The sequence below is a fragment of the Rhodococcus sp. 14-2470-1b genome (genome assembly GCF_002259415.1).
Taxonomy (GTDB): Bacteria; Actinomycetota; Actinomycetes; order Mycobacteriales; family Mycobacteriaceae; genus Rhodococcoides.
This window is the reverse complement of the sequence record NZ_NPFY01000012.1, coordinates 228,887-247,341: the sequence shown is the minus strand read 5'-3', so window position 1 is coordinate 247,341 and position 18,455 is coordinate 228,887. Positions and strand designations below refer to the sequence as shown.

Below are 18,455 nucleotides of genomic sequence, written 5' to 3'. Positions count from 1 at the left end.
CGGGAGGCGCTAGGCCGAGACGGATTCCCGCGTAGGAGACGAGGCGCGGTCGGTGAGGAAGGCGAAGACCAGGCCGAGGCCGAGCCACAGTGTTGCCTGGGTCGCCAGGGACGACAATCGGAATTCCCAGAGCAGTGTGGCGGGGAAGTCGTCGCCGACCTCGTTGATTCCGGGTAGCAGGACGTACCCGAGTGCCGCAACGACGAGGAAGGTCAGGGCCGGGGCCCCGATGCGGATGGCGACGGAGGTCTGCGTCGACACGAGCCTGGCAACGTAGACACCGATGCCGACAGCGGCGAGTCCCAGAACCACTGCTGCCAGCCACAGCCAGGTTCGTTGGGTGATCGTGTCCGGGTCTCCGACGGCGGGTGGGTTCGCGGGGTACTTGAAGAACGGGACCGCTTCGATAGCCACCCACCCGAGGAACGCCGTCGCGAGCGCGAGGATCGATCCGGGCAGTGCGGTGAATCGTCGGGCGTAGTGCAGTACCGCGGCGAAGATCGCTCCCAGAGCGAGACCGGCCAGCCCTGTCGCGAGGAACAGTCCGGCGCGTTGTCCGTCGCGGCTGACGAGCGCTTCCTCCTCGTCGTGCGAGTGTCCGGCCGCAGCCTCTTCACCGTGCGAATGCTCGCCCGCGCCTGCGGCTTCTTCGATGGCGATGGCCGAGTCGATGTGTGGCTCACCGATGGTGAAGGCCACCGCACCAGCGAGTAATCCGGCGATCAGGCCGGCCAGCAGACCGCGCACGAGAAGCTGGAGGAACGTGCCTCCGAGTGTGGTCAGTGGCACGGGAGCCCCAGCAGGTGGCGTCCGTCGTGCATCAACTCGTGCATGTACATCCCGCTTCGCGAGATGGCGCCCTGGTCGAAGCCGACCAGGTAGAGCACGAGGAATGCGAGAAGGATGACCGCTCCCACCACGAGGGCGAGGGCTGCGGACTCCGCGGATCTGCTGGGATGGACGACTGTAGCCATGATTCGGTGTTGCCTCCTGGGATTGTGCGTCCCGTAGAAACGTCCACGACGTGTGAGTTTTCTGGCTGACAGGCCGGGGCCTGCTCACAGTGGCGCAACCGCTCCGGATTTTCATCGGATTACCTGCACACGTCGCACTTACCCGCGAACTGTGGCACCGATCTCCCACAGCTGTCAATCGAAACTACAGTGACGAGCGTGGGCAATTCGGTGCTGCGACTGACGCTGGTCAGCCATGCCGTCACCGCAGCGCAGCGTGGGGCGCGCTTCGAATCGGACGAACCGGTCATTTCCCCTGTCGCCGTTCGGTATCCAGGCATCGCCGACGCCGTCCTGATCGCTCCTGAACTGCGCGCCCGGCAGACTGCGGAGGGGCTCGGATTGACGGGCTCGACCACGCAGGCGATCGCGGACATCGACTACGGCGACTGGCGTGGCTCGACGATGGATGAACTCCCCGAGCCCGACGTTCTGGCGTGGCTGACGGACACTTCGTTCGCGCCGCCCGGCGGTGAATCCGTCGACGATCTCTTCTCTCGGGTCACCGGTTGGATGGATCGTGTCGCCTCCGATCCGGCGAGAGTCTGTGCGGTGACCCATCCCGCGGTGATCAGAGCGGCGGTCGTGAGAACTCTCGACGCACCGAGGCTGTCGTTCTGGCGCGTCGACATTCCGCCGCTGACCTCGACGACAGTGCAGTGTCGGGCGGGTCGATGGACGCTCCGCTCGGTCGCGGAAAAAATTAGCTGAGCTTTTTCTCGTTCTGCTGGAACCGATCGGGTTCCGGTCTCGTCCAATCCATACGAAGGGCGAATTCTCGGCAGCGAGGGCCGCCCCGCATCGCGAAAACAACGTGAACGAGGAGTGAGCATGCCAGGTACCGTGCGGGTCGATCCTGTGGCCCTCGACGCTGCTGCAGCGGATCTCGATGCCGCGGCCGCGCGGTTGCAGGCGAACCTCACCGCGGTGTCACTGCCCATTCAACCGATCCCCTCCGGTAGCGAGGAAGTTTCTCTGCTCGCCAACCGGTTCTTCAGGAATTCGGCGGGCACGTTCTCCCCGGCCGCGGCCCAGGCGGTGGAGGAACTGATCGAGACGGCAGCCGCCCTCCGTGCGCAGGCCGCGGCCTACCGCAACGTGGATTTCGAGCACGGAAAAGCGCTGGGCAGCTGACAACCTCCGCGCGCCGAAGAACCTTCTTTCACGCCCACTCATCCTTGGGAGCAAAACGATGACACTCGGAGTCACCGGTGTGGTGTGGATGCCACGCTTGGCGATGGTCAACTCGACGTCGCTGTTGGCAGGTGCGGGCGCTGCGCCGTTGGCCACTGCCGGCGGAGCCTGGCAGGCCGTCGCTGCTGCGTACGCGGACACCTCGATCACCCTCACTCGCGTGATGGCCGTACTCGCCGCCGGGTGGGAGGGTGAGGCCGCCAATGCCGCTCAGGAGCGACTCGGTGGTTTCCTCGCTTGGACGCAAGGCGTCACGGCGAAGGCCACTCAGATATCCGGAATGGCTGCCGGCGAAGCCGCGGCGTACTCGACGGCTGCGCTGACCATGCCCAATCCCGTCGAGATCGGCGCCGTGCAGAGTGCCAAGATCGCCGCCTACGGTGCCGGTGGTGCGCTCAACGGGAGCGCCCAGGCGCTCGAAGTCGCCGAGCGAGCCCTCGACGTCCGGGCGGGCCTGGTCATGGAGGGCTACGAGGCCGCGACGACACCCCTTGCACTGCAGGTATCGTTCGATCATCCGCCGAAGATCGTCAACGACTCTGCCGTGAGCGGAGCCGTCGACAGCGCCGGACGCCCCATCGACTCTGCGCGATCTCATTCGGAGACAGGCATATTCGGCTTCAGCGCCAACACATCCCCGGCTCAGGCAGCTCTCGCCGCCGTCGGGTCCGCGCTGCAGAATCCCGCGTTGGCGAGTGCCGCGGGCCAGATTGCGAGCACGGCAGGTTCGGTGGCCGGGTCGTCGGTCACCACCGTGGCGTCGGCGGCAACCAACATCGGCAGCGCCGCGGTGTCGTCGCTGATGAGCTCCAACTCCAGTTCCACCGGGCAGGCGTCGTCCCCTGCATCGTTCAGAACAGAGTCCCCGACGGCGGGGACGACGTCCACCCGTGCGGTGTCCGCGTCGAACGTCGGCGTGCCGGGCGCCGGTGGGCTGCGCTCGGGCGGCGGATTCGGTTCGGCTGCAGGTTCACTCGGCAGTCCGGTCGCAGGGTCACCGAGTTCGGGCCCCGGGGTGGGCAGCGAACGCGCAGTCGGAACCGGGTCCATGTTCGGCTCTGCCGCACCGGACGGCGCCGCGGCGGCACGCGGAGCCCACGGCGCAGGACCCGTCGGTGCAGGCCACAGCGGTAACAACGAAGACGACGAACACGACACACCCGGTTACCTACGTCAGTTCGAGCATTTCTCCGACGGGCGCACGGTTGCTCCCTCGGTGATCGGGGCCGATCCGTCCTGGAACGATCGTTGATCGACTTGGGAACCCAACCGCTCGGCCATACTCTCCCGTTCGCCGAGTTGGACGCGGACAGAACGGATTTCCTCGTCGACAGTTTGAGCATCGTCGAGCTGCCTGTCGTTCTCGACGTGTTCCCTCGCTACGACTCGTTCGAGAAGAAACACGAATCGCTTGCACGCGGCCATGCAGGCCTGGTCCAGGACAATCTGATCGTCGACGGCTTCATCCACCCGGACCTGGAGGCGTGGCTCCGGATTCTCGAGCAGCCACGATGGTACGTATCGGCACGTCGAGTTCCCACGCCGTACACGGAGGACAGTCCGATTCTACGAATCTGCCTGGCAGGCAACAGCACCGGCACCGTGATCGCAACCAAGGCGGAAGGCCGTCTACGGCTGCGCATTGCAGCTGCCGACCCGGCCGTCGAACTGTTCACCGAGCTCGGTAGTGGCCGGGCGCTGGAGTTCCGTGGCGTGTCGGCTCCGACGGATGGACTCGCGGAGGCGCTCGACGCTGCGCCTACCGACTCCGGAGCTACCGCGTCCCGCCTGGCACACCTCGGAATCGACAGCGATGTGGCCCGAGAGGTGGCGTCGGCGATCAGTATGTGTTCGGCGCAGGCCGAGATCACCTCGGTCACCGTCGAATCCGGGAACAGATCGGCAGGCGCTCACCCCGTCGCCTTTTTCGACACCCCCCGGGGACGGATTGCCGCGACGTCGAGCCGCGCTGCCGACGGGAGCCACTGGACCACCCTGTCTCCCGGCACCGACACCCGCATCACGGCGGCCCTGTCCGAACTGATCGGCAGGGCACTCTGATCGCCAGGGCGCTCTGATCGCCAGTACGCTCCGATCGGCAGGGTTCTAGGAGATCGGGTTGTCCGCCGTAGTGCTTCCCTTGCCTTCGAACGGCGGCAGGAACGTGCCCCAGCGCTCGCAGGTCCAGCCCGTGCCCGACGGCACCAGCTCGATCGTCTCGGTATTGTCCAGATGGTTGTCCGCAGCGAATGTGCCGTCGACATCGGCGAGGACGGCGGCGACCAATCTGATCACGGCGCCGTGGCTGACCACGACGACATCGGCTGAATCCGGGGACGTCAGGTACTGCTCGCGCAGCTCGTCGAGAACCGGCACGTATCGGTCGAGGATACTGCGCCCACTGTCCCCGCCGGGGACCGTGGCGTCGAGATCGCCTGCGTGCCAACGTCCGTAGATCTCGGTGAAGCCCTTGTGCGCGGCGTCGTCGCCGCGGTCCTCCCATTCACCTGCCTGCGCCTCGTGAATACCTTCGCGCTGTTGGGGCTCGAGTCCGGTGGCGTCACCGATGTGCGTCGCTGTCTGCACGGCACGGATCGCGAAGGACGACACGAGAACGCTCGGAGGTGTCGACGCGATCGAGGCGCCGTAGCGCCTGGCTTGTTCGTGACCGTGATCGGTCAGCTGTGCCCCCGGCAGCTTCGTGTCGAGGAGCTTGTCCACGTTGGAGAACGTCTGTCCGTGACGGACGAGTACGAGCTTGCCCGTCATCGATCCTCCTCTTCGTCTCGGTGCGCACCCCCACGTAGCGCACTCAACCATTCGATCTCCTCCTCCAACGACGGAGGACGGTGCCCTGTTCCCGTCGCGACGGGCCAAGATCCGAGGAAGCGTAATTTCATCTTGCGGTGCAATGCACGCAGTGCCTCACCGACGGCTTCGTCGTCGATGTGACCGGCGAGGTCGAGGTAGAACCAGTAGGTGCCGAATTGCTCACGCGTCGGCCGTGATTCGATGCGCGTGAGATCGATGTCCCTGATGCCCAACTCCGCGAGAGCCCGGTTGAGCACACCGGGAACGTTGTCCGGCATGAGCACCAGCGCGGTGCGATCGGCCCCGGTTCGCGGCGGCGCGGATCTCGGCGGCGCGACGAGCACGAATCTGGTGCGCGCGTTGTCGACGTCGGCGACACCCGCGGCAAGCGTCGGCAATCCTGTTTTCTCGCCGGCCAGCGGCGTGGACACCGCCGCGTCGGCCAACCCGGCCGCAACGTCCTCCGCCGCAGCGGCATTCGAGGAGGCGAATTGCACCTCCGCACCCGGGATCGTGGCGTCGATCCATTGCCGAACCTGCGCCGCGGCAATCGGATACGCACGAATCGTACGAACGTCGTCCAGCGCGACACCGGGCGCGCCGAGAATCGAGAACGCGACGTCCACCTCGGTCTCGGCGAGAATCTGCAGCCTGCTGCCCGCGCCGAGAGCGTCGAGAGTGGGTGAGACCGAACCCTCGACGGAACTCTCGATGGGCACCACCGCTGCGTCGACGTCGCCTGCCCGGACCGCGTCGAGCGACGCCGGCGGACTACCGAGTGGACGTCGTTCGATATCTCCGACGAAACCGAGATCCGCGAAGACGCCCTGCGCTTCGAACTGGCCGAGTGCCATCTCGGTGAATGTTCCCGATGGACCGAAATACGCGATTGTGGGCACGGAAGACGAGATTACGCCGACGGTGCCGGAACCAAGCCCGCTGCCGCGAGATCGTGATGCGCGGCGGTGGCGTCGTCGACCTCGATGCCGAGAAGTACCGTCCGCACCGCCTCCGCGGCCTCGGGCCGCAATGCCGCCAACGCGGCCGTGTCGGGGTTCGCCCATGCGGTGGCGATGTCGTCGCCGCGCAGGGCTGCGACGGTGGCGGACAGCAATGCGATGACCTCGGAACCGGACCGCGCCCGCGCGAAGAATCCGCCGTCGGCGTGGGCGACGACGGCGAGCACGTCGGCGACCTGCCGCGGCGACGCCGACGCGATCAGACCGGGGATGCGGTGCGCTTCGACGATCTGCGTGACCGCGTCGAGCGTCGGTCCGTCACCGAGGTCGGGAAACAGAACCAGCGGCGACGGGACGCGCAGGGCGGTGGCGTCGTCGATGGTCTCGGCGTCGACGTCGAGGTGGAACCGGACGGCTTCGTAGACGGCGCGGGATCCTCGGAGTTCGTCGGGATCGATGTCGAGGTCGACGACGAGTCTGCCGAGCGCGGGTTCCCCCGGGTGGTCGCGCAACACCGATGCGGACACGATTGCCGGACCGCTCGTCACCTCGTCGGCATCCCGCTCGACTCGCTCGGAGCTGCGGGAACGCTGGTGGAGGAGGCCGGCGACGAGGGCTCCCGGTTCCGGCCGGTGGGGTACGCCCAGGGTCAGGGGAATGGACACGGCTCTCACGCTAGCGCGGAGGAATTTCGGACGTGCACTTGCGATAGCGGCTTCCGTGATTTAACTTAGGTTTGCCTCACCTACTAGCAATCGCATCGGAGGAGCCCATGATCGGCGCCACGACGACCGGACCGTCCACCGCAGAACGAGTCCGCAGCGCCTGTGCGCGTGCCGAGGGTGCGGCATTGGCGATCGAAGGCAGCGAACCCGTCGTCACCACGCTCCATCACCTACGTTCCAACGGTGAAGTAGTGCTTGCGGTGCCCAGCGATTCTGCTACCGGCGCCATTGCGTGGCAGTCGACCCGTGCAGGGGTCCCGGCTGTCCTCGAACTGACCGATCACGCACCACTGGCGTTGCGTGAACCGGTTCGTTCGTTGGTGTGGCTGCGCGGCGAGCTGCGGCCCGTACCGGAGTCGCTCATGCGACCCATGGCCGGTGCCGTCGCCGCCGAGCACCCACACCCCGCACTGCTCGACGTCGGACATTCGACGGTGTTACTGCGGCTGATCCTCACCTCGGCCGTCGTCGCGGACAGCACCGGCGCCGAGCCGGTCGCCGTCGACGACCTGCTCTCCGCCGAGCCGGATCCGTTCTGGGAGATGGAAACCAGCTGGCTGCAGCACCTCGACGAGGACCATGCAGATCTCGTCAACCAACTTGCCCGACGCCTCCCGCCGTCGCTGCGGCAGGGACGCATCCGACCTCTCGGCATCGATCGATACGGCATCAGGTTGCGCATCGAGAGCGACTACGGCGACAACGACGTTCGCCTCGGTTTCGCCGAACCCGTCGACGACACCATGGCACTGAGCCGTGCACTCCGCGTACTCGCTGGATGCCCGTTCCTGAACGGATTGCGCGCACGGGGCTAGCTCATACTTGATCCGTGATCGATCTGAAGGGCTGGATCAACCCGCCGAACTCGGCCGTCGACCCACCGCTGGAACCGCGAGAACGACGAGTGATCAAGATCGAGATCGCGATCGTTCTGCTGGTGACCTTCGGGCTCAGCGGCGCGAGCAGCATCCTCTCCCTCGTCGAAGATGCCTTGCTCGCGGGCAGTCTGTCCGACCAATCGGTAGCGCTGAACACGTCGAACTCCTCCCTCGGTGTCATCGATCTGCTGTACCAAGTACTGCGCATCCTGCGACTGTGCGCGTGGGGAGCCCTCGGTCTGTACCTACTGTGGCGCGCCGGGCTGGGGCCGCGGCTCGTCGGGCTCGCGAAACCGAAGCTCGGGAAGGATGTGCTGGCCGGCGTCGGGCTGGCCGCGCTGATCGGCCTGCCAGGCCTGGTGTTCTACCTCGTCGGAAACGCCGTCGGACTCAATCTCACCGTTGTCCCCAGCACGATCGACGACACCTGGTGGCGCATTCCCGCCCTCGTGACCTTCGCCTTCGCCAACTCCGGCGCCGAGGAGATACTCGTCGTTGCCTACCTGATCTCCCGATTGCGGAAGCTCGGACTCGGCGAGAACTCGTCACTGCTGCTCTCCGCCCTGCTCCGCGGCTCGTACCACCTCTATCAGGGCCTCGGAGCCGGCGTCGGGAACTTCCTGATGGGCCTGGTGTTCGGACGGTTCTGGCAGAAGACCAACCGTCTGTGGCCCCTGCTCATCGCCCACGCCCTCATCGACATCGTCGCTTTCGTCGGCTACGCCCTCCTCCGCGACCATCTCTCCTGGCTACCCTAGATTTGTAGGTACATTCGACGGGTGAACGACGACGACCGCAGAAGACGAGGCACCCCGCCACAGGGTCCACCTGCTGCGCCTCGAGATCCAGGGCGTCGTACACCTCCGCCCGGTTACCGGCCACCGCCGCCGGCCGGGTCTCAGCCGCCGCCCGGTTCTCCGCCGCCGCCCGGTCATCGTCAGCCGCCGCCTCCGGCCGATCGCCGCCCGCCTCCCGCCGGCGGCCGGCCGCACGACGGTTATCGGCCGCCCCCTCCCGGTCCTCGCCCGCCGCTCCCGCCGCGGCAGGAGGGCACTCAGATCATTCGACGCGACGGCCGGCCGGACTCGCACCGGCCATCGGCGTCGCAGCAGGCGTGGTCGCAGGCACCCGAGCCGGGAGTCGTTTCACGCGATCGCACCGCCGGATATCGCCCGACCGAGCAGTATCCGCCTCGGGACAGACCCGATCGCTACAACGGTGATCACGCGCCGCGGCAGACTCCTCAGCCGTACGTCGAGGAACCTCCACGTCGCCGAACTCCTCCGCCCCCGCAGCGAGCCCTTCGACGGCCCGAGCCAGCGAAGCCTCCTCGGGTTCGCAAGAAGCGGCACTGGGGTCGACGCTTCGGCCTGACGTTCCTGGTGCTGCTTCTGGTCGTCGGCGGGTTGGTCTACTACGTGGACAGCTCGCTCACCCGCGTCGATGCGCTGACGAGCTACGACGGACGCATCGCGGACACACCGGGCACCAACTGGTTGCTCGTCGGCTCCGATTCTCGAACCGGTTTGACGCCCGAGCAGGAGGCATCGCTGTCGACGGGTGGCGAGACAGGTCCGTCTCGCACGGACACGATCATTCTCATCCACATTCCCGAGGGTGGCGGCGCCACGACGATGGTCAGCCTCCCGCGTGACTCGTACGTGTCGATCCCCGGTTACGGCCAGGACAAACTGAATGCGGCATTCGCGTTCGAAGGCGCGCCCCTGCTGGTGCAGACAGTGGAAGGTGCGACGGGTCTGCGCATCGACCACTACGCGGAGATCGGTTTCGGCGGCTTCGCGGGAATTGTCGACGCTGTCGGCGGCGTCGACGTCTGCCTGCAGAACGCGATTTCCGATCCCCTCGCCGGGATCGATCTGCCCGCCGGATGCCAGGAACTGGCCGGATCGGACGCCCTCGGATTCGTTCGCACCCGCGCGACCGCGCTCGCCGACATCGACCGCATGAACAATCAACGCCAGTTCATGTCCGCCCTGCTGGACAAGGCGACGAGTCCGTCGACGTTCCTCAATCCGTTCCGTCTGTGGCCTTTGGTCAAGGACGCAGCCGGGTCTCTCAGCGTCGACGACGGTGATCACATCTGGAATCTCGGCGCCCTCGCCTGGGCCATGCGCGGAGACCTCGTCACGACGACGGTGCCCGTCGCTGGATTCGAGAACACCGACGTCGGCAACGTTCTGCTGTGGGATTCCGACCGCGCCTCGCAGTTCTTCGGACTGCTGGCGGACGACCAGCAGATTCCGGAGGACCTCAGGACGTCAGGGCCCTGACGCAGGAGTGGAGCCTGCGGAACGACCGGGGACCTGACGCAGGAGTGGAGCCTGCGGAACGACCGGGCTCGAGCAACCCCCAGCGGTAATCTGGGGTGCATGACTTCGAGCGACGGCAGCAACGCTTTTCACGACCTACTCCGCGCTCAGGTGCATCACGAGTTCACGGCGTCTCATCAGTACTTCGCGATTGCAGTGTGGTTCGAGACCAACGATCTCCCTCAGCTCGCGGCGAGGTTCTACGCACAGGCGGCCGAGGAACGCGGGCACGCTTTGATGATCGTGCATTACCTCATCGAGCGAAAGGTGAAGGTCGGGATCTCGGGGATCGGCGACGTCGTCGACGAGTTCTCGAAGGTCGCCGAACCTGTCGAGTTGGCGCTTGCTCAGGAGAAACGGGTGACCGAGCAGATCACCGCACTCGCGCGTACGGCACGGGACAACGGTGACTACATCGGCGAGCAGTTCATGCAGTGGTTCCTGCAGGAGCAGGTCGAGGAAGTGGCCAGCATGAGGAGCCTGCTGAACATCGTGCACCGGGCAGGCAATCAACTGTTCGACGTCGAGACGTACGTTGCGAGGGAGACCGCCGCGCGAGTGAACCGCACCACAAACGCTCCGAAACAAGCCGGCGCAGTATGACTTTCTCGCTGGTCATAGTCAAGAATTAGGGCCTGTTTATTTAGGCAACCTTGACCTCAATAAGGGTGAACTTGGGTGACAACAGCCCCTGACCTGCATATTCTCTTCACCATGAGCGCAGACGTCAAAGAAACCAACCACTCCAAATTCCACGCACTCCTCCGTGATCAGATCCGGAACGAGTTCAACGCGTCGCACCAGTACATCGCCACGGCGGTCTACTTCGCCAACACCGACCTGCCGCAGTTGGCCAAGCACTTCTACGCGCAAGCTGTCGAAGAGCGCAACCACGCCATGATGATCGTCCAGTACTTCCTGGACCGCGACATCACCGTCGAGCTCACCGGAGTCGACGGCGCGAAGTCCGTCTTCACCGACGCCCGCGAGCCGATCGCTCTGGCGCTTGCCCAGGAAGAGACCGTCACCGAGCAGATCATCGCGCTCGCGAGCACCGCACGCGAAGAGGGCGACTACCTCGGCGAGCAGTTCATGCAGTGGTTCCTCAAGGAGCAGGTCGAGGAAGTTGCGAGCATGAAGACGCTGCTCAACGTCGCGGACCGTGCCGGACACAACCTGTTCGACCTCGAGCAGTTCGTTGCTCGTGAGTACAGCAACACTGTCCCCTCGGACAGCGGTGCACCTCAGGCTGCCGGCGGCGCCATCTAAGTCGCACGTCCCGCGCTCGTGAGTGGAAATGTGTCCTAGCGGACACATTTCCACTCACCACGGATTATCTGAGCGTCACCTGACGCCCACGCAGTCCGTCGCGCGACCGCCGCTGCTCCGAGGTCAGCGGCGCATCCACAGCCAAAGCCTCGGCAAGCTTGCTTCCGAACTGAACGGTGGGCGCGGCCCATTCCGTCGGGTGCATCTCCGGATCCAAATCGAACACGGGCACGAGCAGCCCGTGAGTCCGGAACGAACCGGCGTATCGAGAGCCCTCGCCGAGCGTCAGATCACCGGCAGCGTGCAGACGCGCCAACGCGAGCATCAGCTCGTCCTCGCTTTCCGGACGAACCCACCGCAGGTGCGCTTTGTCGCCCGCATCGACCCACCACGCCGCAGTCAGGCCCTCACCTTCGAGGCGAGCCGACGGCATGATGGCCCCATTGGCACGCTCCACCGTCGCCGCGACGTCGGCAGCAGGCTCAGCGCCCTCGGGAAGCCACCAGTTGAAATCCTGGTGCACGGTGATGTCGAGTTCCAGCGTCGGATCCAGCACCTCCGACAGCGCAGGAGTGTTGCCGTCCGGCCCAGCCGACTCCAACGACTCACCCGGCTGCGCGATGGACGCCCACGACAACGCACTGGACAGGTCGGCCGCGACATTCCGCGAATGCACCTGCACCTGCAGGCCAGCGAAGCCCCGCACGTCCCCGCTCTCCTCGCGCACCAGCGCAGCAACCGCACCGGGCAACACCGTCGCCACCGTCAGCGTGCGACCGTCCACCACGACCGGTGCCGTCGCCGACGGAACGAACTCACGCATCGCAACGAGATCGCACTCGGCCTGCACGCCATGGAACGGCCGCACCGGCGCCGCGGACAGGTTCTCCCGCTCGGCCGCACGCTGAGCGAGCTTCGCTGCGCGATTACTGTCCTGCTTCGGACCACTGTTTCTTTTGCTCTTACCCACGACCGAAACCTACAGGGTCTCCCCACCTGCACGTCCAGCAAGCCCAATGCTCCAGCTCACTCCGCAGGCTCCGCTCTGCCTCACCGGCTCACTCCGCAGGCTCCGCTCCTGCCCCACCGAGTCACTCCGCAGGCTCCGCTCCTGCCCCACCGAGTCACTCCGCAGGCTCCGCTCCCGCCCCACCGAGTCACTCCGCAGGCTCCGCTCCTGCCAACCAGGCGCGGGTGCGCGCTGGGTTGTTCGTGGCAATCCACCCGACGCCCAGTTCACGGCACAGGTCGACATCAGCCTTGTCGTCGACGGTCCACACATACGTCGCGCGTCCCGACGCCGCAGCCCGGTCGACTATCGACGGGTGCTCGCGCAGGCTCTTGATCGAGGGCCCTACTGCCGTGGCACCGACGGTGGTGGCCGCGCCGCCCCCGAGATAGTGCGACGAGTCGCCGAGGAGAACTGTCGGCAGCATCGGCGCGGCTCGTCTGATTCGCCAGACAGCGGTGGCCGCAAAGGACATGATCACTGCCCGCGAATGGTCGGCGGACGCAGGTTGGCCGATGCCGAAACGGTGGAGTTCGGCCAGCACCTTGCTCTCGATGAGCGACCCGTAGCGCACCGGATGCTTGGTTTCGATGAACAGCTTCGTCGGTTTGGACGTCCAGTCCAGCACCAGCTGAATCAGGTCGCTGAGTGTCAGCAGATCGGCGGGCTCGGCGCCGTCGCCGTAGTCGTAACCCCGGAGGGTGTCGTAATCCAGCTCGCTGACGATTCCGGTGCCGGAGGACGTGCGGTCGATTCTCCGGTCGTGCACGCACACGATGTGGCCGTCGCGGGTGAGCCGAACGTCGCACTCGAGGCCGTCGGCACCGTCGCGAAGCGCCAGGTCGTACGCAGCGAGCGTGTGCTCCTTCTTTTCCGCCGACGCTCCGCGATGCGCAACGACGAACGGTCCACGACGATCTCCGCTCACGACGCCGCCGCCTTCTCCGTTTCGGTGACCGAACGTGACGTTCGGTCACTCTGAGTGACCGAACGGTTCGTTCGGTCCGGGAGGGGGACGTCGGCGACGGTTTCACGTGGAACCGAGACGACCCATCGCGTCGGCGAGGGTTTGTGGGTGCCGCGCCAGCCGAGGTCGTCGATGCTGTGGAGGAGGTGGACGGTCCACAGGGCGGTGAGGACGCCCACCAGGGCGACGATGGCGGAGAGCAGTACGCCGTCGGCCTGTGCTTGGAGGGAGTCGCGCAGCCGCCAGAGGGATGCGGCGACGACGAGTGCCCAGTTCAGGACCCACAGTCCCCACCAGATGCGGATGTCACGGACCAGACGTGGCTTGCCGACGCCGGCTTTGGCGTCGGCCAACTCGGTGAGAAAGACCCCGGGCAGCGCGAGAGACAGCACCGGAACGAGTGTTCCGACGAAGATGGTGCGCGACGAGCGTGGATCTCGTGTGCCGGCTCGTTCGAAGAAGATCCGTCGTCGATCCACCAACCAGCAGGCGGATCCGACGGCTGCGGCGATTCCGATGACGATCGACGCGGTCTCGGCGAACAGCACCAACGCGTCGGACGTCACGAGGGTCATCTGCCCGACGAGGCGCGTGCGGTTGTACAACAGGATCCCGTACCGGAACAGCTCCGCTGCTGCGGCGAGGCCGAGCAACGACGCGGCCAGTACCAGCAGACCGGGCGCGGCGCCTGCCCAACGTCGAAGTCGCGGTTCCCGTTCCTGGACGTTCGATACGGGTTGATCTATCAGACCCCAGCGCGGGATCTCGTCGTACTTCGGTGTCGCGGTGCGGCGTGGATGCGACGGACCGGCCGGCCGCGAGGTCTTGTTCCGTGCTTTCTTGGCGACCCAGCGGAAGTTGCGGGTACCGGTTGCGGGCGCTTGCGCGGACACCGGAGACAGCAGCACGCCGTGGCAGCGCGGACACCACACTGCCGGTCGCGTTCCGACGGGCCACCGCGTCGCGCAGCGGGCACAGACCTGAAAAGCGGACACTAGACGATTCTCGCCTCGGCGCCGTCGTCGCGCACGAGTGGACGGCCTGCGTGCTGCCACGCCGACATGCCGCCGTCGACGTTGGTGGCCTCGTATCCGATCTGCGCGAGGTATTCGACGACGCGGAGCGAGCGCCCGCCTGCCTTGCACACGACGTACAAGTCCGCGTCGGCGTCGATCTCACCGATGCGGGACGGCACTTCGGCCATCGGGATGTGCACGGCACCGGGTGCGTGGCCCTGTTGCCACTCCTCGTTCTCACGGACGTCGAGCAGAATCACCGACTCGCTCAGCTCGGTGGGTAGCTGGGCGACGGTCACTGAGGGCAGATCCGGAGCAGACACAAAACGATCTTGTCACGCAATCCACTGGCCCTGCCACCCGTTCCCTGTGGATGGAGGGAGGAAGTTATCCACACTATCCACAGACCGATCCACAGAAACCGGACATCTGCCGGTTTCATCCACAGGCCCGGAGGGTCTCAGCTCGATTCCCTAGACTCGATTCCATGGCCTCCATCGAACTTCGTATCTTCACCGAACCTCAGCAAGGCGCCACCTACGACGATCTTCTTCGCGTCGCCCAGACTGCAGAAAATCTGGGCTACGGCGCGTTTTTCCGCTCCGATCACTATCTGGCGATGAACTCGGACGGCCTGCCCGGTCCGACGGACGCGTGGATCACGCTCGCCGGAATTGCACGCGAAACGAAGACGATCCGCCTCGGAACTCTCGTCACGTCGGCCACCTTCCGTTATCCCGGGCCGCTGGCCATCAGTGTCGCGCAGGTCGACGCGATGAGCGGGGGCCGAGTCGATTTCGGTCTCGGCGCGGGATGGTTCGAGGAGGAGCACTCGGCGTACGGCATTCCGTTCCCGCCGCTGGGCGAGCGCTTCGACAAGCTCGAGGAGTCGCTGGCCGTCATCACCGGCCTGTGGGAGACCCCCGTCGGCGAGACGTTCTCGTACGACGGCAAGCACTTCCCCATCGTCGACTCGCCTGCGCTTCCCAAACCCGCGCAGTCCCCACGCCCACCGATCCTGATCGGCGGTGGCGGCAAGAAGCGCACCCCGGCGTTGGCCGCGAAGTACGCCGACGAGTTCAACATCCCGTTCGCCTCGCTGGAGGCCACCGGAACGCAGTTCGATCGAGTGCGAGCGGCAGCGGCCCAGACCGGACGAGAACTGGTGTATTCGAGCGCGCTCGTGCTGTGCTGCGGCAAGTCCGAGGAGGAGATCGCTCGACGCGCCGCTGCGATCGGTCGTGACGTGTCCGAGCTGCGGGAGAACGGTGCAGCTGGTTCCCCCGCGGAACTGGTGGACAGGATCGGGCGTTACGGCGAACTCGGGGCATCCCGGGTGTACCTGCAGGTCCTCGACCTGGCCGATCTGGACCATCTGGAACTGGTGGCGTCGGAGGTCATGCCTCAGCTCTGAACCCTCAGCTCTGGACCCTCAGCTCTGAACCCTCGGCTCTGAACCCGCTTCGGCCCGTGCGCGCCTGCCTCAGGCGTGCGCGGGTCGACGCAGTCGGCCGCCCAGCCAGCGTGCAGCGGGAGTCTCGACCCATCGGTAGACGATTTCCGACACGGCGGCCGTGGCGACGAGAAACGCGAGGACCGCGCCCGTCGGGCCGGTGTACGGAACGACGTTCTCGTACACCCGATAGAGAATCAGTGTGTGGACCAGGTAGATCGCGTAGCTGCGGGTCCCCGTCCAGCGAACGATCGCCCAGTGCGCGATCCTGCCGTCGTACCGCGCGAGGAGCAGGACCAGACCGGTGACGACGACGATGGTCCACATGTACTGATCACCCGCCCAGTACGCGTGGACGTCGGTTGCCAGTCGCACCACCTCGGCCTGCGCGATGACCGAGACGGCAACCCATCTCCAGCTGATGATCCTGGCCCACCCGAGGTAAACGATCTGCCCGAGGAACAGCGTCGGGAGCGTCGCGGCGATCTTCGACAGCATCGGCACCGACCACGGCTGCGGGATGTAGAGGTTGTAGATCAGCACCGCCGCACACAAAAAAGCACCGACGAGGGGAACGACGACGGGCCACTTCCGCAGGATGTCGCGGGCCGCGACGCAGTACAGATAGAACATCAGCTGGACCGTCAACGTCCAGGTGACGCCCAGTACGGCGACTTCGGGCTTCAGAAAGAATCCGCCGAGCACGAAGCTGAGCGCGGCTTCGGAGTTGCTGATCCCGTTCTGACCGCTGAACATGCCGTTGATACCGAGACGCACCAGCAGAATGGCCAGCGCGACGGAGACCCACAGGGCCGGGACCAGGCGAGAGAGCCTGCTGACCGCGAAATCCCGTCGCGATTGCCGCATTGCCGAGCGGGTCACAAGCAGTCCGGTGAGGAGCATGAAGATCGCGACGCCGACGAACGAGAGATGGTTGTTGAGGCCGGCTTCCTGGATGAACACCCGGTAGACGACGTCGATCATCCACCAGCCTTCACCGCGGTCATCGATCAGGTAAAACGAGATGTGCGAGTAGAGAACGGCGAGCACCGCGATCAACCGCAGCAGGTTGGCGCCGTCGAGTTGAACCCTCGGCGCGTACACGTCCGTGACCGCCTGTCGGGCGTCGACCGCATCGGTCGACCTGCGATGGGGGCTCACGGCGGCCAGTCTAGATTCCTGTTCACCTGCCGGACCAATCGTGGCGCCGAGCTGTGACCTCGCCGTGACCTCCCGAGGCTGCCACGCAGGCGTGGTTTTATTCCGAGAAATGCGTCTCGAGTACAACAGTTGCACTGGGGGTACTAATGAGATTGGGTTGAACCCGAGAGAAGATCCGCAGCATTACGCGCCGCACTTCGTTCGATGAAGCCGGCGTCGACAAAGAAGGGAACCACGTGTCCGAGTACACCTTGCCCGACCTTGATTTCGATTACTCCGCCCTCGAGCCACACATCTCGGGCGAGATCAACGAACTGCACCACTCCAAGCACCACGCAACGTACGTCGCCGGCGCCAACACTGCGCTCGAGAAGCTCGCTGCAGCCCGCGAAGCCGAGGATCACGGCTCGATCTTCCTGCTCGAGAAGAACCTCGCGTTCCACCTCGGCGGCCACGTCAACCACTCCATCTGGTGGAAGAACCTCTCCCCCAACGGTGGCGACAAGCCCGAGGGCGAGCTCGGCGCAGCTATCGACGACCAGTTCGGTTCGTTCGACAAGTTCCGCGCACAGTTCACCGCTGCAGCCAACGGTCTGCAGGGCTCCGGCTGGGCCGTTCTCGGCTACGACTCGCTCGGCAAGAAGCTGCTGACGTTCCAGCTCTACGATCAGCAGGCCAACGTGCCGCTGGGCATCATCCCGCTGCTCCAGGTCGACATGTGGGAGCACGCCTTCTACCTGCAGTACAAGAACGTCAAGGCCGATTACGTCAAGGCGTTCTGGAACGTCGTGAACTGGGCCGACGTCCAGGCTCGCTTCGAGGCAGCCACGTCGAAGACTCCGGGTCTGATCTTCCCGTAACTCTTCCGCACCGCAGAGGGCCATCACGCATCGCCGTGGTGGCCCTTTTCGTATTGTGCTCGTTAGCACTCGACACGGCTTGTGTGCCAGCACGTTTCTGGGTCATATTGGGGTGTACCCAGCGTGGCGTACCGGATATTTCTGGGCGAACGAGGAGTGCACATGAGCGATCGCGATCTGATCGGCGTTTCCCCTTTCCATGCCGCAGGGCTGCTGCGCGGGTTCGTGATCTCCGGGCGGTGGCCGGATACGACGAAGGAATGGGCGCAGTTTCTCGTGCTGGCCGTCCAGGTCGCATCGATGCCGGGCCTACTCACGACGTCGACGGTCTTCGGGGCACGCGAGGAGCTTCCCGACGATCCGGCCCCCGGAACCATAGGTCTCGTCCTCGCCGAGGGGCCTGTCGTGGGTGAGACAGCTGTCACACCCGAACGGTTCGCGCACCACCAGCCGGCGGCGATGTTGATGCTGCATCCACCGTCGGAAACCACCCCGTCGCTACCCGAATGCGCGGGTGCGGCGTCCGGATGTGTCCTTCTTCCCGGCCTGCCGCATCTCGGCCTCGATCACCGTGCTGCCTGGGTGGAAGCCGAATCCGACGGGACCGTGACCTCGATGGTGAGTCGCATCGGCCTCGACCCGATCAGCGATCCCGACACTGCAGTTTTGGCCATGCTCCTCGCCTCCTGAACGGGGCCCGTACAAGAGTTTTCGGGTTCCCAAACTTGCTGCGGCATTGGACTTTTCGGTGTCGTCCTCCTACTGTTGACAGCAGCGAAGGGGAGTAGCCCCCAATCACAGTGTCGACAT

General features: G+C 65.6%; 22 protein-coding genes and 1 riboswitch. Of the genes, 12 read left to right on the top strand and 10 right to left on the bottom strand.

What is annotated here, in order from left to right; translation table 11 throughout:
• Positions 1-9: 9 nt before the first annotated feature.
• Positions 10-789 (bottom strand): CbtA family protein, encoded by a 780-nt coding sequence (locus CH293_RS11150; protein WP_037112512.1) that lies wholly within the window; start codon positions 787-789, stop codon positions 10-12.
• On the bottom strand, positions 780-974 hold the full coding sequence (locus tag CH293_RS11145) for a CbtB domain-containing protein (RefSeq protein WP_019667092.1): 195 nt from the start codon (positions 972-974) through the stop codon (positions 780-782). The genes CH293_RS11150 and CH293_RS11145 overlap by 10 nt, the downstream gene beginning before the upstream one ends.
• A 57-nt stretch (positions 975-1,031) precedes the next feature.
• Positions 1,032-1,095, bottom strand: a riboswitch (cobalamin riboswitch).
• A 77-nt stretch (positions 1,096-1,172) separates the two neighbouring features.
• Between CH293_RS11145 and CH293_RS11140 the strand changes: the two genes are divergently transcribed.
• The 4 genes from CH293_RS11140 (at position 1,173) to CH293_RS11125 (ending at position 4,268) form a co-directional block, all read left to right on the top strand.
• Entirely contained in the window at positions 1,173-1,724 is a 552-nt protein-coding gene (locus tag CH293_RS11140; protein WP_094720214.1) for a histidine phosphatase family protein, read from the top strand.
• A gap of 120 nt (positions 1,725-1,844) precedes the next feature.
• Positions 1,845-2,147 carry a PE domain-containing protein gene (locus CH293_RS11135; protein ID WP_170945216.1) on the top strand — a complete coding sequence of 101 codons (303 nt, stop codon included), beginning with the start codon at positions 1,845-1,847 and terminating at the stop codon, positions 2,145-2,147.
• Between the two features lie 58 nt (positions 2,148-2,205).
• The gene (locus CH293_RS11130; RefSeq protein WP_255122806.1) at positions 2,206-3,459 is read left to right on the top strand and encodes a PPE domain-containing protein; all 1,254 of its coding nucleotides are present in this window, start codon (positions 2,206-2,208) and stop codon (positions 3,457-3,459) included.
• A 5-nt stretch (positions 3,460-3,464) separates the two neighbouring features.
• Entirely contained in the window at positions 3,465-4,268 is an 804-nt protein-coding gene (locus CH293_RS11125) for an ESX secretion-associated protein EspG (protein WP_255122805.1), read from the top strand.
• Positions 4,269-4,313: 45 nt separating this feature from the next.
• Here CH293_RS11125 and CH293_RS11120 read toward each other — a convergent pair whose 3' ends face one another.
• From CH293_RS11120 to CH293_RS11110, 3 genes are read right to left on the bottom strand one after another with little or no spacing between them, the layout of a single operon-like run.
• The gene (locus tag CH293_RS11120; RefSeq protein ID WP_037112505.1) at positions 4,314-4,976 is read right to left on the bottom strand and encodes a histidine phosphatase family protein; all 663 of its coding nucleotides are present in this window, start codon (positions 4,974-4,976) and stop codon (positions 4,314-4,316) included.
• Positions 4,973-5,917 carry a prephenate dehydratase gene (gene pheA, locus CH293_RS11115; protein WP_094720211.1) on the bottom strand — a complete coding sequence of 315 codons (945 nt, stop codon included), beginning with the start codon at positions 5,915-5,917 and terminating at the stop codon, positions 4,973-4,975. Before pheA ends, CH293_RS11120 begins: the two co-directional genes overlap by 4 nt.
• A gap of 11 nt (positions 5,918-5,928) precedes the next feature.
• On the bottom strand, positions 5,929-6,642 hold the full coding sequence (locus tag CH293_RS11110; protein WP_094720210.1) for a hypothetical protein: 714 nt from the start codon (positions 6,640-6,642) through the stop codon (positions 5,929-5,931).
• 107 nt (positions 6,643-6,749) lie between these two features.
• Between CH293_RS11110 and CH293_RS11105 the strand changes: the two genes are divergently transcribed.
• From CH293_RS11105 to CH293_RS11085, 5 genes are all read left to right on the top strand, one after another.
• Positions 6,750-7,517 (top strand): DUF2470 domain-containing protein, encoded by a 768-nt coding sequence (locus CH293_RS11105; protein WP_037112501.1) that lies wholly within the window; start codon positions 6,750-6,752, stop codon positions 7,515-7,517.
• A gap of 23 nt (positions 7,518-7,540) precedes the next feature.
• Positions 7,541-8,338 (top strand): CPBP family intramembrane glutamic endopeptidase, encoded by a 798-nt coding sequence (locus tag CH293_RS11100; RefSeq protein WP_255122812.1) that lies wholly within the window; start codon positions 7,541-7,543, stop codon positions 8,336-8,338.
• Positions 8,339-8,638: 300 nt separating this feature from the next.
• Positions 8,639-9,871, top strand: a complete 1,233-nt coding sequence (locus tag CH293_RS11095) for an LCP family protein (RefSeq protein ID WP_255122811.1) — start codon at positions 8,639-8,641, stop codon at positions 9,869-9,871.
• Between the two features lie 99 nt (positions 9,872-9,970).
• Positions 9,971-10,513, top strand: coding sequence for a ferritin (locus CH293_RS11090; RefSeq protein ID WP_037110553.1), 543 nt, complete (start codon positions 9,971-9,973; stop codon positions 10,511-10,513).
• Between the two features lie 111 nt (positions 10,514-10,624).
• Positions 10,625-11,179, top strand: a complete 555-nt coding sequence (locus tag CH293_RS11085) for a ferritin (protein ID WP_019667080.1) — start codon at positions 10,625-10,627, stop codon at positions 11,177-11,179.
• A gap of 64 nt (positions 11,180-11,243) precedes the next feature.
• On the opposite strand, the gene CH293_RS11080 is transcribed toward CH293_RS11085, so the two are convergent.
• The 4 genes from CH293_RS11080 to CH293_RS11065 all read right to left on the bottom strand — a co-directional run bounded on the left by CH293_RS11080 (position 11,244) and on the right by CH293_RS11065 (position 14,470).
• A complete protein-coding gene (locus CH293_RS11080) occupies positions 11,244-12,149 on the bottom strand; it encodes a DUF5926 family protein (protein ID WP_176459974.1) in 906 nt (301 codons plus the stop codon).
• Between the two features lie 187 nt (positions 12,150-12,336).
• A complete protein-coding gene (locus CH293_RS11075; protein ID WP_037110556.1) occupies positions 12,337-13,116 on the bottom strand; it encodes a glycerophosphodiester phosphodiesterase in 780 nt (259 codons plus the stop codon).
• Positions 13,113-14,150, bottom strand: coding sequence for a DUF4328 domain-containing protein (locus CH293_RS11070; protein WP_217900752.1), 1,038 nt, complete (start codon positions 14,148-14,150; stop codon positions 13,113-13,115). The genes CH293_RS11075 and CH293_RS11070 overlap by 4 nt, the downstream gene beginning before the upstream one ends.
• Positions 14,150-14,470: a rhodanese-like domain-containing protein gene (locus tag CH293_RS11065; protein ID WP_020111775.1), complete on the bottom strand. Its 321-nt coding sequence runs from the start codon at positions 14,468-14,470 to the stop codon at positions 14,150-14,152. The genes CH293_RS11070 and CH293_RS11065 overlap by 1 nt, the downstream gene beginning before the upstream one ends.
• 188 nt (positions 14,471-14,658) lie before the next feature.
• Between CH293_RS11065 and CH293_RS11060 the strand changes: the two genes are divergently transcribed.
• Positions 14,659-15,585, top strand: coding sequence for an LLM class F420-dependent oxidoreductase (locus tag CH293_RS11060; RefSeq protein ID WP_037110559.1), 927 nt, complete (start codon positions 14,659-14,661; stop codon positions 15,583-15,585).
• Between the two features lie 69 nt (positions 15,586-15,654).
• Here the strand turns inward: CH293_RS11060 and CH293_RS11055 are convergent, their stop codons facing one another.
• Positions 15,655-16,728 carry an acyltransferase gene (locus CH293_RS11055; RefSeq protein ID WP_255122810.1) on the bottom strand — a complete coding sequence of 358 codons (1,074 nt, stop codon included), beginning with the start codon at positions 16,726-16,728 and terminating at the stop codon, positions 15,655-15,657.
• Between the two features lie 293 nt (positions 16,729-17,021).
• Here CH293_RS11055 and CH293_RS11050 point away from each other — a divergent pair, with 293 nt between their 5' ends.
• The gene (locus CH293_RS11050) at positions 17,022-17,645 is read left to right on the top strand and encodes a superoxide dismutase (RefSeq protein ID WP_019667073.1); all 624 of its coding nucleotides are present in this window, start codon (positions 17,022-17,024) and stop codon (positions 17,643-17,645) included.
• A 162-nt stretch (positions 17,646-17,807) separates the two neighbouring features.
• On the top strand, positions 17,808-18,335 hold the full coding sequence (locus CH293_RS11045) for a hypothetical protein (protein ID WP_037110562.1): 528 nt from the start codon (positions 17,808-17,810) through the stop codon (positions 18,333-18,335).
• Positions 18,336-18,455 lie beyond the last annotated feature (120 nt).

What these genes read in the sequence shown, in the direction of transcription:
- CH293_RS11090 (WP_037110553.1), top strand. Translation starts at nt 9,971, where the DNA reads ATGACTTCGAGCGACGGCAGCAACGCTTTTCACGACCTACTCCGCGCT.
- CH293_RS11145 (WP_019667092.1), bottom strand. Translation starts at nt 974, where the DNA reads ATGGCTACAGTCGTCCATCCCAGCAGATCCGCGGAGTCCGCAGCCCTC.
- CH293_RS11120 (WP_037112505.1), bottom strand. Translation starts at nt 4,976, where the DNA reads ATGACGGGCAAGCTCGTACTCGTCCGTCACGGACAGACGTTCTCCAAC.
- CH293_RS11085 (WP_019667080.1), top strand. Translation starts at nt 10,625, where the DNA reads ATGAGCGCAGACGTCAAAGAAACCAACCACTCCAAATTCCACGCACTC.
- CH293_RS11060 (WP_037110559.1), top strand. Translation starts at nt 14,659, where the DNA reads ATGGCCTCCATCGAACTTCGTATCTTCACCGAACCTCAGCAAGGCGCC.
- CH293_RS11045 (WP_037110562.1), top strand. Translation starts at nt 17,808, where the DNA reads ATGAGCGATCGCGATCTGATCGGCGTTTCCCCTTTCCATGCCGCAGGG.
- CH293_RS11135 (WP_170945216.1), top strand. Translation starts at nt 1,845, where the DNA reads ATGCCAGGTACCGTGCGGGTCGATCCTGTGGCCCTCGACGCTGCTGCA.
- CH293_RS11130 (WP_255122806.1), top strand. Translation starts at nt 2,206, where the DNA reads ATGACACTCGGAGTCACCGGTGTGGTGTGGATGCCACGCTTGGCGATG.
- CH293_RS11105 (WP_037112501.1), top strand. Translation starts at nt 6,750, where the DNA reads ATGATCGGCGCCACGACGACCGGACCGTCCACCGCAGAACGAGTCCGC.